This is a genomic window from Reyranella humidisoli, from assembly GCF_019039055.1.
Taxonomy (GTDB): domain Bacteria; phylum Pseudomonadota; class Alphaproteobacteria; order Reyranellales; family Reyranellaceae; genus Reyranella; species Reyranella humidisoli.
The window spans coordinates 2,193,148-2,205,577 of the sequence record NZ_JAHOPB010000001.1 but is presented as its reverse complement, the minus strand read 5'-3'; the positions used below and the strand labels follow the sequence as shown (position 1 = coordinate 2,205,577).

Annotated in this window: 12 protein-coding genes; 6 read left to right on the top strand and 6 right to left on the bottom strand. The window is 67.9% G+C overall.

The genetic code is table 11. The features are described from left to right. The first annotated feature begins 75 nt into the window (after positions 1–75). Positions 76–285, top strand: coding sequence for a YMGG-like glycine zipper-containing protein (locus KQ910_RS10760; RefSeq protein WP_216959440.1), 210 nt, complete (start codon positions 76–78; stop codon positions 283–285). Between the two features lie 22 nt (positions 286–307). On the opposite strand, the gene KQ910_RS10755 is transcribed toward KQ910_RS10760, so the two are convergent. Further along, entirely contained in the window at positions 308–811 is a 504-nt protein-coding gene (locus tag KQ910_RS10755) for a pyridoxamine 5'-phosphate oxidase family protein (protein WP_216959437.1), read from the bottom strand. Positions 812–902: 91 nt separating this feature from the next. Between KQ910_RS10755 and KQ910_RS10750 the strand changes: the two genes are divergently transcribed. After that, positions 903–1,871: a ketopantoate reductase family protein gene (locus tag KQ910_RS10750; RefSeq protein ID WP_216959434.1), complete on the top strand. Its 969-nt coding sequence runs from the start codon at positions 903–905 to the stop codon at positions 1,869–1,871. Positions 1,872–2,021: 150 nt separating this feature from the next. On the opposite strand, the gene KQ910_RS10745 is transcribed toward KQ910_RS10750, so the two are convergent. Both KQ910_RS10745 and KQ910_RS10740 read right to left on the bottom strand, forming a co-directional pair. Next, positions 2,022–2,747: an SDR family oxidoreductase gene (locus tag KQ910_RS10745; protein ID WP_216959431.1), complete on the bottom strand. Its 726-nt coding sequence runs from the start codon at positions 2,745–2,747 to the stop codon at positions 2,022–2,024. An 81-nt stretch (positions 2,748–2,828) separates the two neighbouring features. Beyond that, positions 2,829–3,719 carry a sterol desaturase family protein gene (locus tag KQ910_RS10740; protein ID WP_216959429.1) on the bottom strand — a complete coding sequence of 297 codons (891 nt, stop codon included), beginning with the start codon at positions 3,717–3,719 and terminating at the stop codon, positions 2,829–2,831. An 81-nt stretch (positions 3,720–3,800) separates the two neighbouring features. On the opposite strand from KQ910_RS10740, the gene KQ910_RS10735 reads away from it, so the two are divergent. Then, positions 3,801–4,451, top strand: coding sequence for a TetR/AcrR family transcriptional regulator (locus KQ910_RS10735; protein ID WP_216959425.1), 651 nt, complete (start codon positions 3,801–3,803; stop codon positions 4,449–4,451). Here the strand turns inward: KQ910_RS10735 and KQ910_RS10730 are convergent. After that, positions 4,409–5,356, bottom strand: a complete 948-nt coding sequence (locus KQ910_RS10730) for an SDR family NAD(P)-dependent oxidoreductase (protein ID WP_216959422.1) — start codon at positions 5,354–5,356, stop codon at positions 4,409–4,411. The genes KQ910_RS10735 and KQ910_RS10730 overlap by 43 nt on opposite strands. Positions 5,357–5,431: 75 nt before the next feature. Between KQ910_RS10730 and KQ910_RS10725 the strand changes: the two genes are divergently transcribed. Further along, positions 5,432–6,052: a TetR/AcrR family transcriptional regulator gene (locus KQ910_RS10725; protein WP_369408322.1), complete on the top strand. Its 621-nt coding sequence runs from the start codon at positions 5,432–5,434 to the stop codon at positions 6,050–6,052. Here the strand turns inward: KQ910_RS10725 and KQ910_RS10720 are convergent. Then, positions 6,027–6,683, bottom strand: coding sequence for an ureidoglycolate lyase (locus KQ910_RS10720; protein ID WP_216959416.1), 657 nt, complete (start codon positions 6,681–6,683; stop codon positions 6,027–6,029). The two genes, KQ910_RS10725 and KQ910_RS10720, sit on opposite strands and share 26 nt — an antisense overlap. A 10-nt stretch (positions 6,684–6,693) precedes the next feature. Continuing rightward, positions 6,694–8,295, bottom strand: a complete 1,602-nt coding sequence (locus KQ910_RS10715; RefSeq protein ID WP_216959414.1) for a lysine--tRNA ligase — start codon at positions 8,293–8,295, stop codon at positions 6,694–6,696. Between the two features lie 70 nt (positions 8,296–8,365). Between KQ910_RS10715 and KQ910_RS10710 the strand changes: the two genes are divergently transcribed. Beyond that, positions 8,366–9,529 carry a YbfB/YjiJ family MFS transporter gene (locus KQ910_RS10710; RefSeq protein ID WP_216959411.1) on the top strand — a complete coding sequence of 388 codons (1,164 nt, stop codon included), beginning with the start codon at positions 8,366–8,368 and terminating at the stop codon, positions 9,527–9,529. Positions 9,530–9,646: 117 nt separating this feature from the next. Then, positions 9,647–12,427, top strand: a complete 2,781-nt coding sequence (locus tag KQ910_RS27210; protein ID WP_216959408.1) for an ATP-dependent DNA helicase — start codon at positions 9,647–9,649, stop codon at positions 12,425–12,427. Positions 12,428–12,430 lie beyond the last annotated feature (3 nt).

Below are 12,430 nucleotides of genomic sequence, written 5' to 3'. Positions count from 1 at the left end.
CGTGGAAGACGTTTGTGTGCCCTTCGAACGGGACCCTGCGGGATTGCGTTCCGAGCCGCAACTGGAGCTGAACAGATGATTAAAGTGATCGCCGTTTCCGTCCTCGCGCTCAGCCTCGCCGCCTGTGGCGATACTTGGGGCCAACGCGCCGTGACGGGAGGCGGCATCGGCGCAGGCACGGGCGCGCTGATCGGAGCCCTTACACCGATCGGCCTGCTGCCGGGCGCGCTGGTTGGTGGCGCCGTGGGCGCCGGCGTGGGCGCGGCGACAACGCCCCGGCGATAGACCGGAGCGCTCTCCTCCCGCGTCAGCGCATGCGGACGCGGCGATGCTCCGCCAGGTCAGCCGGAGGTTCACCGGTGATGGCCGCCTTGGCGAGCTTGAAGATCTGGACGGCCTTGTTGGATTTCACGTCCCAATACTCGGCCTGGGCCACGAGGATGGCGACCAGGGCAAGGTCTGGATCGTCGACGCCGGCCGGGAACCAGGCGTTGGCAGCCGCGCTCCACAGCTCCTTCTTCTTGACCGGGTCGTCAAAGATGCGCGCCGAACCGCTCACCGACACATAGCTGTCGGCCTCGGGATTGGCGTAGGACACGTTCACGTCCGGCGACTGCGTAAGATCGGCCACCGGCTGGCCCGAACGCGACATGAAGAACCAGATGACGCCGCCACGGTCGGCCTCGCCGTTTTGCGTCGTCATCGGCCGCGAATAAAGACTCCTGTCAGCGCCACGCACGGTCAGCATGCCGAAACGGATGTCCTTGATCATGTCCCAGAGCTTGCTGGTATCCACGGTCAGCGCGGTCATGGCTGGTCTCTCCTCCCTCGAGGCGTTCCCGATACAACGACCGCACGCGATGCCAGTTCCGCATCGACCGTGAAGCCTCTAGGCTCGCGGCATGAAAATCTGCCTCTACGGCGCCGGGTCGATCGGCGGAATCATCGGCGCCCACCTCGCACGCGTGAAAGGTGTCGAAGTCAGCCTGATCGCACGCGGCGCCCATCTCGACGCCATCCGCCGGAACGGGTTGCGCCTGATCTCGCCGCACGAGGATTTCACCGTGAAGGTGAACGCGACGGACGATCCGGCCGAGCTCGGGCCCCAGGACGTCGTGTTCATCACCCTCAAGACGCACCAGTATCTTGCGGTGCTCGACAAGGTGCTTCCGTTGCTGGGACCGGAAACGGCGCTGATCCCGCCGACCACGGGCGCGCCCTACTGGTTCTTCCACAAGCTCGGCGGCCCGTTCGAGGGCAGCCGGCTGAAGCGGATGGATCCCGATGGCCGGCAATGGTCGATGTTCGGGCCCGAGCGGGCGCTGGGCTGCGCCTATTGGGCGGGCGGCGTCGTGCCCGCGCCCGGCGTGGCGCATCTCGAGAATGAGGTCTGCTACCTGCCGCTCGGCGAACCCGACGGCTCGGCCTCGCCGCGGGTGACGGCGCTCAGCGCCGCGATGAACGAGGCCGGCCTCAAGGCGCCGGTGAAATCCGACATCCGCGCCGAGATCTGGAGCAAGATGATCAACAGCCTGACTTGGAATCCCATTGCGGTCCTGACGCTCGCCGACAATGGCGGGATCGGCTGCAGCCCGGGCGCCGTGGACATCGCTCGCCGCATGATGACGGAGGCCGAGGCGGTCGCGGCGAAGTTCGGCGCGACCATGGCGACGCCGATGGAGAAGCGCATCGAGTTCACGGTCGGACTGGGCGACCACAAGATGTCGATGCTGACCGACCTTCAGGCCGGCAAGCCGCTCGAGATCGACGCACTGGCCGATTCGATCGCCGACCTCAGCGAACTTGCCGGCGTCGCGACGCCGACCATCGACATGATGCTGTCGCTGCTGAAGCTGCGCGCGGTGGCATAGTAGTTATATATAAACCGTCGTCTCGACCGGAGCGCCGAAGGCGCGAAGTGGAGAGACCTTCTCTCTACAAATAGCCAGCTAATCGTCGAGAGAAGGTCTCTCCGCTACGCCTCGCTGCGCGAGGCTCCGGTCGAGACGACGGAGGTTTGGCTACCAGTTTTCCTTCCACGGCCTGATGTCCATCTCGAAGGTCCAGGCGCTGCGCTTCTGGCAATGAAGCTGCCAGTAAGTCTCGGCGATGTCGTCGGGATTGAGGATCGCGTCGGGGCCGGCATTGTAGCGGTCGGGGAAATTGGTCTTGATCCACTCGGTGTCGATGGCGCCGTCGACGATGACGTGCGCGACATGGATGTTCTGCGGCCCCAGCTCGCGCGCCATCGACTGCGCCAGCGCCCGCACCGCATGCTTGCCGCCGGCGAAGGCCGAGAAGCCGCGGCCGCCCCGGATCGAGGCGGTGGCCCCGGTGAAGATCATCGTGCCCCGCCCGCGCGGCACCATCGCCTTCGCCGCTTCACGCGCCGTCAGGAAACCGGCGAAGGCCGTCATTTCCCAGACCTTGCGGTAGACCCGCGGAGTCGTGTCGCGGATGTCGAAGCGGACGTTGCCGCCGATGTTGAACACGAAGACCTCGATCTCGCCGATCTCGGTCTCGATCTGGCGGAACAGCGCTTCGACCTGCGCCTCGTCGCGGGCGTCGGAGCCGAACGGATGGACCTTGCCGCCCTCCTCCACGATTCGTGCCACCAGCGACTGCAGCTTGTCGGCGCTGCGGCGTGTGACGACGGCGGTGTAGCCCTCGCGCGCGAAGCGGCGGGCGATCGCGCCGCCCGTCGCATCGCCCGCGCCGATCACGACGCAGACCTTGTCCTTGGCCATGGCGTTCTCCTTTGCCGCCAATCTGTCGGCGGCGACCGGCTGGCTCAAGGGAGATTAAGTCATGCCTCCCCGAGCCGAAGATCATTCGGCCGGTACGGCATGCGCGCGGCGAATCTCGGTGGTGGTGAGGCCCGCGCCGTCGGCACGCCAGCCGGGCGGGCCGAACAGATACATCCAGGCCTCGCGCATCGACTTCGCCGAGGCGAGATCCTTCGCGAGCCCGATCCAGGGGCCGAAGTTCAGCACCAGCGGGTTGTGCGAAGACACGACCGGAGACACCAGGCCGAAGTCGCATTTCACGGCCTCGCGTTCGGCCACGTAGGTCCCGAACAGGCGGTCGAACACGATCAGCACGCCGCCGAAATTGGCGTCGAGATACTCCGGGTTCCGCGCATGGTGGACGCGGTGGGCAGACGGGGTGTTGAGCACGTATTCCAGCCAGCCGAGCCTTGGGATCCAGTCGGCATGGATCCAGAACTGGTACAGCAGGTTCAGGAACAGGGCCGTCAGGACCGTCTGCGGCGTGAAACCCAGCAGCACCAGCGGCGCGAAGAAGAACGACGTGCCGGTGAAGCGGCCGATCCAGCCCAGCCGATAGGCGGCGGCGAAGTTGAACTGGTTCGGCGAGTGATGGACCGAGTGCGAGGACCAGAACCAGCGCACCGTGTGGCTGGCGCGATGGAACCAGTAATAGAAGAACTCGAGCCCGACGAAGAGCAGCGCCACAGACCAGACGCTGTCGAGCGACTGGGTGAACAGGCGATACTCGTACATCCAGTCGAGCCAGGGTGCGGCCAGCGTATAGGGAATGAACGCCAGCAGGCGGCGACCGGCGAGGTCGGCGATCGAGCAGGCCCAGGATTTCCAGTCATACGCTTCAGCGCGGGTCCGCGACTGCCAGATGCCTTCGATCAGCGCCGCGGCCAGCACGAGCGGCAGGATGACGAGATAGAGAGTGGCGAATGCCTGCACGACAGCCTCCTTGTTTGCCGATGTCGAATATATGAGCGATGCTCATATTCTCTTACTCGCCTTCCCCTGCCCGGTGCCGCCATGGCCACTCGCCGCCAACCCGTTGAAACGAAACGAAGAACGCCGCGCCAGACCCGCTCGGCCGAGACCGTGGCCTCGATCGTCGAGGCCGCCGCTCAGATTCTGGAGAAGGGCGGCCTGGCCGCTTTCACCACCAACGCCGTGGCCGAACGGGCGGGCGTGAGCATCGGCACGCTCTACCAGTACTTCGCCGACAAGAACGCGCTGGTGATGGCGCTCGCCCGCGAGGAGATGGAGGCCGCCCTCGGAGAGGTGGCACGGGCGCTGCAGGGCGAGGTCGATCCGTCGGTCGAGGGACGCATCCGCGCCATGGTGCGGGTAATCGTCCATGCCTTTCGCGGCCGGCAACGCGCGCGCAAGGCCGTGATCCAGGCGATCCTGTCGCAAGATGGCGGGATCTCCCTGATGGCGCCGGTCGCGGCTTTCATCGCCCGCGCCGGCGAAACCGTCGGGCGCGGCCCGAACTCGCTGCTGGGCCCCCTCACCCGCGAGCAGGTGTTCGTGGTATCGCGCAGCCTCATGGGAGTCGTGCGCGCCGCGGTGCTGGAGGAGCAGCCCTTCCTCGCCAGCCGTGGCTTCGAGGACGAGATCGTGCGGATGATCGTCGCCTATCTCGGCGCCGTCTCCGCAGCGGCCGGCCGCAAACCCTGAGCCGTCGTGCGTGCGAACGCGGCGACCTCGTCCTGCCATTCCCGGCGATTGGAATCGGTCGAGCTCGCCGTCCGCCTGCCGGAGAAATCCAGATGCACACCGCTGTCCTGCGGGAACAGGCGTCCGGTCAGCACCCTTGCGTAGGTTGCGGCCGAGCGGCGCGGCGTGCTGGCGCCGCGCATCGCCCGCGCCAGCACCGGCAGGATGGTCGACCAGGCCCAGCGTTCAATCGCGGAGCGGTCACGCGCCAGCCCCGTGCCCGGCATCAGGCCGGGATCGAAGGCGAACCAGCGCGGACCTCCGGCGGGCGTGCCACGCGCAAGGGCATAGACATGCAGGATGGCGACGAGCTTGGACGTGGCATAGCGGTCCATGCCCTGCTGCTTCACCGACACGCTGTCGTCGAGCTCGCCGCGGACCACCCGTTCGATTCCGGAATAGACGCCGCCCCGGAAGCCGAACAGGCGGGCGCCGGTATCGGCAGGATCGTGCGTGCCGCTCGCGGTGAAGGCGACCGGCGCGCCCGGTTCGAGGAACGGCAGCAGCCGCTCGATCAGCACCGCGTGCGCCAGCCAGTTCGCCTGCAGGGTCTCCTCGTAGCCGTCGACCGTCATTCGCCGAGCACCCACGTTCTGGAGGCCGGCATTGGCGGCAAGGGAGGCGAGACGCCTGCCCTGGAGGCGCATCGCCACCGCGTCGGCGAACGCGACCGTCGAGGCGAGCGAAGAAAGATCGAGCGGCAGGATGTGCAGGCGGCCTGCGTCCGCGACGCCGCGCAGCGCCGACGCTTCCGCGGGCCGGCGGGCGCCCACGATGACATGGCTCGCAGGTTCGGCGAGCAGCAGGCGCACGAGTTCGAGGCCGATCCCCGAGGTGGCTCCGGTGACAAGATGGATGACGGTCATTTCTTTGACTCCGGCTGACGTCCATTGAAAATGGAAACCAGCCTGCCGACCGTCCATTCGCATCGGAGCCGCGCCGTGCCGACCGCCCTGAAACCGCGCAAGAAGCCCATCCAGACGCGCTCGACCGTGACGGTGGATGCCATCGTCGAGGCGACCATTCGCATTCTGCGGCAGGACGGATGGGCCGCGTGCACGACGACGCGGATCGCGGCGCTGGCCGGCGTCTCGGTCGGCTCGCTCTACCAGTACTTCCCCAACCGAAATGCCATCGCCGTCGAGATCATCCGCCAGCGCACCCGCACCTACCTGGCCGCGGTCCTCGCCGCCGACCTGACGGGCGCCGCAACGCCCGGCGAGACCGTTGATCGCGCGATCGCCGCCTTCGTGATCGAGAAGCGCAAGGGGCTCGACGTCTCGCTGGCGCTGCGCGACGCGCTGCCCGAAGTACAGGGGCGCCAGACGATCATCGAGGAAGCGCGCCGGTTCGTTCCGGCCCTTCAGGCCAAGCTCGCGGCGGCTGGCGCAGGGACCACCGCCCCCCTGCAGCTCGCAGTGGCGCTCGCCGCCGTGGAAGGAGCGGTGTGGGAGATAATGGCCCAGGATGAGGCCGCAATCGAACGCCCTGAAGCGATCGCCGCCCTGTCCAGGGTGTTCAAGGCCGCGGCGGGCTTCAGCCCAGCGGCAGCGGGACGTTGAGCAGCACGCCGAACTCGCGCGCGAGGTCGCAGCTCACGCGCGCATGAACCTTGCCCTGCTTGTCGAAGAAGCGGCCCGACTCGTGCACCGGGAACACGCCCTCGTGCCAGATGCCCGGATGGATGTAGATGCCGACGCTGCCGTCGGACCAGAAGGCCTTGAAGGTCTCCGGCTTGAGATCGTCGCCCGGCAGCGCCACCGGCACGACGAACGGCTTGCCGTCGAGTGGCCAGAAGAGCTGGCCGCCGTCAGGATGATAGTTGCAATGCCACAGCAGTACGCGGCCCCTGCTCAGCTTCACGCCGGGCTGGGCCTTCTCGGGAAGGTCGCGGAAGCCGATGACGTAGTGGCCGCCGACCGCCTCGTTGCGGCCGATCAGCTCGTTGCCCCGCCATTCACAGGTGAAGATGCCCTCGGTCGTGCCTCCCTCGATGCCGGTGCCGGCATCGAGCTTGCGCGAGCCGTTGAGCGGCCACGGCACGATCTCGATCTTCTGCTTCTTCGGGTCACGCACGACCTCGCCATAACCCTTGATGGTATCGCGATTGGCGCGGATCAACGGGACGTCGAGCAGCCGCAGTCCGGGCGGGATATCGGGATTGAGGTAGTCGAAGACAACGCCGTCGCTCATAACGCCAATCCTACGCTGCCTTGCCCAGATCCTCGCCAGCCAGCGCGCGTTCGATCAGCTTCACGACATTGTCGCGACCGTAGAGCTTGATGAAGGCGCCCATGCGCGGCCCCTGCTCGCTGCCGAGCAGCACCTCGTAGAGCGTCTTGAACCACTGGCGCAGCTCTTCCTTGGCGAAGTGACGCTTGCCGGCCTCGTAGACCTCTTCCTGGATGGCCTCGGCGGTGGCGTCCTCGGACATGCCGCGCAGCGTCGCGAGCAGGTCCTCGAGCGCCGGCCGCTCGCGGTCGGTGGGCAGGCGGAACTTCTTCGAGGACTTCACGAAGTCCTGGTAGTAGGCGACCGCGCCGGCCAGCAGCCGGTCGAGGTAAGGCGCGTTCTCGGGCGTCGCGCCGGGCACGTAGCGGCGCAGGTATTGCCAGAGGACGTCCTTGTCCTCGGTGTTCGCAACGCCCGCGAGGTTCAGCAGCATGCCGAAGGTGACGCCGGCCGCCGAGTTGGCGGGCGCGGTGCCGTCGTGGATGTGCCAGGCCGGATTCTCCAGCGCACGCGCCGGCTCTTCCTTGGGCAGCTTCTCGACCAGCGAGAGGTAGTCGTCGATGGCGCGCGGGATCACGTCGAAATGCAGTCGCTTCGCACGGCGCGGCTGCTGGTGCATGTAGAGCGACAGCGATTCGGGCGAGGCGTAGCGCAGCCATTCCTCGACCGAGAGGCCGTTGCCCTTCGACTTGGAGATCTTCTTGCCTTCCTCGTCGAGGAAGAGCTCGTAGTTGAAGCCCTCCGGCGGCTTGCCGCCCAGGATGCGCACGATCTTCGCGGAGAGTTCGGCCGAGGGGATCAGGTCCTTGCCGTACATCTCGTAGTCGACGTCGAGTGCGAACCAGCGGCCCGCCCAGTCGGCCTTCCACTGCAGCTTGACGTTGCCGCCGGTCACCGGCGTCTCGACCATCGTGCCGTCCTCGTCGCGATAGACGATCGTGCCGGCATCCGCATCGGTCTTGATGACGGGCACCTGAAGCACGCGGCCGGTCTTTGGCGAGATCGGCAGGAAGATCGAATAGGTCGCGCGGCGCTCCTCGCCGAGCGTCGGCAGCATGACCGCCTGCACCTCGTCGTAGTGGCGCAGCATGGCGAGCAGCATCGTGTCGAAGCGACCGGACTTGTACCACTCGGTCGCCGACTGGAACTCGTACTCGAAGCCGAACGAATCGAGGAAGGCGCGCAGCCGGGCGTTGTTGGCCGCGCCGAAGCTCGGATGCTCGTTGCTGAAGGGATCGGGCACCGCGGTCAGCGGCTTGCCGAGATGGGCCGCCAGCATCTCCTTGTTCGGGACGTTGTCCGGCACCTTGCGCAGGCCGTCCATGTCGTCGGAGAAACAGAACAGGCGCGCCGGCACATCGGACAGCCGGCGGAACGCCTGACGCACCATCGTCGTGCGCACGACCTCGCCGAACGTGCCGATATGCGGCAGTCCCGACGGGCCGTAGCCGGTCTCGAACAGCACATAGCCTTTGCCCGGCGCTTTGCCGCCGGTGCGGGCGACGAGCTTGCGGGCTTCTTCAAACGGCCACGCGCGCGCGGCCTCGGCAATAGTGCGATCAATCTGGGACATGAACCGGCGAAACTAGGTGCGAGGGCGATTTGCGTCAATTGCACCAACGTCCCAAAGTGCCGCGCCTGCCATGCACAGAAGCCCTTTCCTGCTCAGTCTAGGCGGCCTGCTGGCGATGGCCGCGGCCATGGGCGTGGGACGCTTCGTCTACACGCCCATCCTGCCGCCGATGGTCGAGGCGATCCCGCTCACCAAGTCGCAGGCCGGTCTGATCGCCTCGGCGAACTTCGTGGGCTACCTCGCCGGCGCGGTGCTGGCAGCGGTACGCCTGCCGGGCAGCCGCCGGTTCTGGCTGTTGTCTTCGCTCGTGGCGACTGCGACTTGTCTCTTCTGCATGGGCTTCGCCACCGCGATGCCGGCTTTCCTCGCCCTGCGGTTCATGGCGGGCGCTGCCAGCGCCTTCGCGCTGATCTTCAGCTCGGCGCTGGTGATCGACCGGCTGACCGCGACCGGGAATGGCGCACTATCCGCCGTACATTTTTCGGGTGTCGGCGTCGGCATCGCCGCCTCCGCGGCGCTCGTGGCGCTTCTCCTGAAAGCGGACGCCGCCTGGACGACGCTGTGGTTCGCCAGTGCGGCCCTCGCCGCTGCCGCGACCCTCGCCGTCGTCGCGTTGGTGCCGCGGGACGAGCCGACCGCGCAGCCCGCGCAAAAACCGGACGGCGTGCGCCTGACACCGGACTTCGTGGCGCTGCTGGGCGCCTACGGCCTGTTCGGCTTCGGCTACGTCATCACCGCCACCTTCATCGTCGACATGGTGCGCGGGACGTCGTCGCTCGCCCATCTCGAACCGTACATCTGGGTCCTGTTCGGTCTCTGCGCCGCGCCGTCGGTGGTGCTGTGGACGGCACTGGGCCGGCGCTGGGGCGTTCTGCGCATCTATGCCGTGGCCTGCTTGGTCGAGGCGATGGGCGTCGCGGCCAGTGCGCTATGGCTGCAGCCGGCGAGCATCCTGGTCTCGGCGGTGTTCGTGGGCGGCACCTTCGTCAGCCTGACGGCGCTCGGCCTCGTCGCGACCCGTTCGAGCGGCGGCGACCCGCGCGGCCGCATCGCCTTGATGACGGTCTCGTTCAGCGTCGGCCAGATCCTGGGGCCGGCCTTCGCCGGATACGTCTATGAGGCGACGGGCAGCCTCGCGACGCCGCTGCTCGCCGCCGTCGCCGCTCTCGTCTTCGCCGCCATGCTGTCGCTGGTGGCTGACGCCAGACAGCGAGCCTTCAGCCCTTCCAGATGAAGGGGAAAAGCTGCTGGCGCACGAAGCCGTTCGGCATCCAGGTTCCGATGGCGCCTGATTTCAAGGGCAACCGACGGTCGCTGCACCGGACAAGTGGCCTGTGCTATTCACCGACCGGTGACGATCCCCGCGACCTCTTCCTGGCCCGCTCTGGTCGCGACTTCGCGCGGCGCTCTGTGGCGCGCGGCTGACGGAACGGTTGAGCGCCTGTCAGGTGCCGATGCGAGCCTGCGGGCCGCCGGCCACCTGCCGCTGGTCTGTCACGCGCCCGCCGTCGCGGCGCGGCTCGGCCTGGAAGACCTTCCGGCATACGATCTGCTCGAACTCTTCGCCTTCGTGCGGCCGGCGTGCTTCTGCCTGCCGACCGTTCGCGGTCTTTGCGAAATCCTCGATCTCGCCGTGCCGTCGACGCCGGAGGACGAACTGGCCGCCCTGCCCCGGATCGCCGGCGCCTTGATCGACGAACTCGACGACATGGCGGCGCTGGCCTCGCCCGAGATGAAGGACACGGCGCTCGCCATGGCGCGCGGCCAATGGAACTGGGGCAACGCGGTGCTGGCAGCGCTCGGCATCGATGCGGGCGCGAAGAAGGCGCGACCGGGCGCCGGCCTCGACGTCTGGAAGAGCTTGCCCGTCTGGGAGGAGCCGCCGCCCGCGCCGCCGCCCGGCAGCCAGCCGGTCGAACCGCGTGAGGCACGGCTGCGGCTGGCGCAGCTCATTTCGGCGGGCGCCAACATGGCGGAGGCACGGCCGACCCAGAGCGACTATGCCTCGGCCGCCAGCCAGGCCTTCGCGCCGCGCGAGGAAGAGGACAAGCCGCATGTCGTGCTGGTCGAGGCCGGCACCGGCGTCGGCAAGACGCTGGGCTATGTCGCACCGGCCAGCCTGTGGGCAGAGAAGAACGGCGCGCCGGTGTGGATCTCGACCTACACCCGCAACCTGCAGCGCCAGATCGACACCGAACTCGACCGGCTGCATCGCGATTCGGCGGAGAAACGGCGTCGCGTCGTCATCCGCAAGGGCCGCGAGAACTATCTCTGCCTGCTGAACTTCCAGGAAGCGGTGATGCGCACCGGCCTGGTGCCGGAGAACGCGGTCGGCCTCGGCCTGCTGGCGCGCTGGACGCTGGCCAGCCGCGACGGCGACATGATCGGCGGCGACCTGCCGGCCTGGCTGCTCGACCTGGTGGGACGCAGCCGCGTGCAACGTCTGGCCGACCGGCGTGGCGAATGCATCTATTCGGCGTGCGAACACTATCGGAAGTGCTTCGTCGAACGCACGATCCGGCGCGCGCGCCAGGCCGACATCGTCATCGCCAACCACGCGCTGGTGATGATGCAGGCGGCGATGGGCGGCCTCGACGATGCCACGCGGCCGCTGCGCTACGTATTCGACGAGGGCCATCACCTGTTCGATGCCGCCGACGGCGCGTTCGGCGCACATCTGAGCGGCGTCGAGGCGTCGGACCTGCGGCGCTGGCTGCTGGGCGCCGAGGGACGTCGCGGCAGCCGTGCGCGCGGACTGGAACGTCGCCTCAGCGATCTTCTGGGCGAGGATGTCGAAGCGCAGAACGCCTTGCGCCGCCTGCTCGATCTCGCGCAACAACTTCCTTCCACCAACTGGCAGACGCGGCTGGCCGACGGCACGGTGCTCGGCCCGGCCGAGGAGTTCCTGGCGCTGGTGCGCCAGCAGGTGCGTGCGCGGTCGGCCACCGACGGCCAGGGCTTTGGCCAGGAATGCGACGTGCGGCCGCTCAACCCCGGGCTGATCGAGGCGGCCGACCAGCTCGCCGGGACGCTGGAGAAGATGCTGCAGCCGGTGCGGCGGCTGCGCCAGGCGCTGCGTGCAAAGCTCGAAGGCGAGGCCGACAAGCTCGACTCCAGTCAGCGCTCGCGAATCGAAGGCTTGGCGCGGTCACTCACCAACCGCTGCGAACTCACGCTCGAATCCTGGCGCGCCATGTTGCGCGGCCTGCACGACGATGCCGATCCCGCCTTCGTCGACTGGTTCGGCGTGGAGCGCGTGCAGGGCCGCGAATACGACGTCGGCATGTATCGCCACTATCTCGACCCCGCCGAGCCGTTCGTGAATGCGGTCATCCGTCCCGCGCATGGCGCGGTGATCACCTCGGCAACCCTGCGCGATTCGCTGGGCGTGCCCACCGCCGCCAACGACGAGGACGTGGCCACGCTCGCCGACTGGACGGTCGCCGAGGCGCGCACCGGCACGCGGCATCTGGCGGCCCCGGCGATACGCGCGGCGATGGCATCGCCCTTCGACTATCCCAACGCGACCAAGGTGCTGGTCGTGAACGACGTGAAGCGCGACGATGCCGACCAGGTGGCGGCGGCCTATCGCGAGCTGTTCCTTGCGTCGGGCGGCGGCGCGCTGGGCCTCTTCACCGCGATCGGCCGCTTGCGCTCCGTCCACCAGCGCATCGCGACAACGCTCGAAGAAGCCGGACTGCCGCTCTACGCCCAGCATGTTGGCGGCATGGACGCCGCCACGCTGGTCGATATCTTCCGTGCCGAAGAGCATTCCTGCCTGCTGGGGACCGACGCGGTGCGCGATGGCGTCGACGTGCCCGGCCGCTCGCTGCGCCTGATCGTGTTCGATCGCGTACCCTGGCCGCGCCCCGACATCCTCCATCGCGCACGCAAGGCGCACTGGAAAGCCGCCGGCGCGGGCGCGAACGGATACGACGACATGCTGGCGCGCTTGCGTCTCAAGCAGGCCTATGGACGGCTCATTCGCCGCAGCGACGATCGCGGCCTCTTCGTGATGCTCGATTCGCGCCTGCCGAGTCGTCTGCTCAGCGCCTTTCCACCCGGCGTCGGCGTCGAGCGAACGGGCCTTGCCGAAGCGGTGGCCGAAACGAGACGGTTTCTGGCGAGTTGACAT

Excerpts from the sequence above, each read along its gene's own strand:
- KQ910_RS10730 (WP_216959422.1), bottom strand. The coding sequence starts at position 5,356 with ATGACCGTCATCCATCTTGTCACCGGAGCCACCTCGGGGATCGGCCTC.
- KQ910_RS10735 (WP_216959425.1), top strand. The coding sequence starts at position 3,801 with ATGGCCACTCGCCGCCAACCCGTTGAAACGAAACGAAGAACGCCGCGC.
- KQ910_RS10760 (WP_216959440.1), top strand. The coding sequence starts at position 76 with ATGATTAAAGTGATCGCCGTTTCCGTCCTCGCGCTCAGCCTCGCCGCC.
- KQ910_RS10755 (WP_216959437.1), bottom strand. The coding sequence starts at position 811 with ATGACCGCGCTGACCGTGGATACCAGCAAGCTCTGGGACATGATCAAG.
- KQ910_RS10715 (WP_216959414.1), bottom strand. The coding sequence starts at position 8,295 with ATGTCCCAGATTGATCGCACTATTGCCGAGGCCGCGCGCGCGTGGCCG.
- KQ910_RS10720 (WP_216959416.1), bottom strand. The coding sequence starts at position 6,683 with ATGAGCGACGGCGTTGTCTTCGACTACCTCAATCCCGATATCCCGCCC.
- KQ910_RS10710 (WP_216959411.1), top strand. The coding sequence starts at position 8,366 with ATGCACAGAAGCCCTTTCCTGCTCAGTCTAGGCGGCCTGCTGGCGATG.
- KQ910_RS10750 (WP_216959434.1), top strand. The coding sequence starts at position 903 with ATGAAAATCTGCCTCTACGGCGCCGGGTCGATCGGCGGAATCATCGGC.
- KQ910_RS10745 (WP_216959431.1), bottom strand. The coding sequence starts at position 2,747 with ATGGCCAAGGACAAGGTCTGCGTCGTGATCGGCGCGGGCGATGCGACG.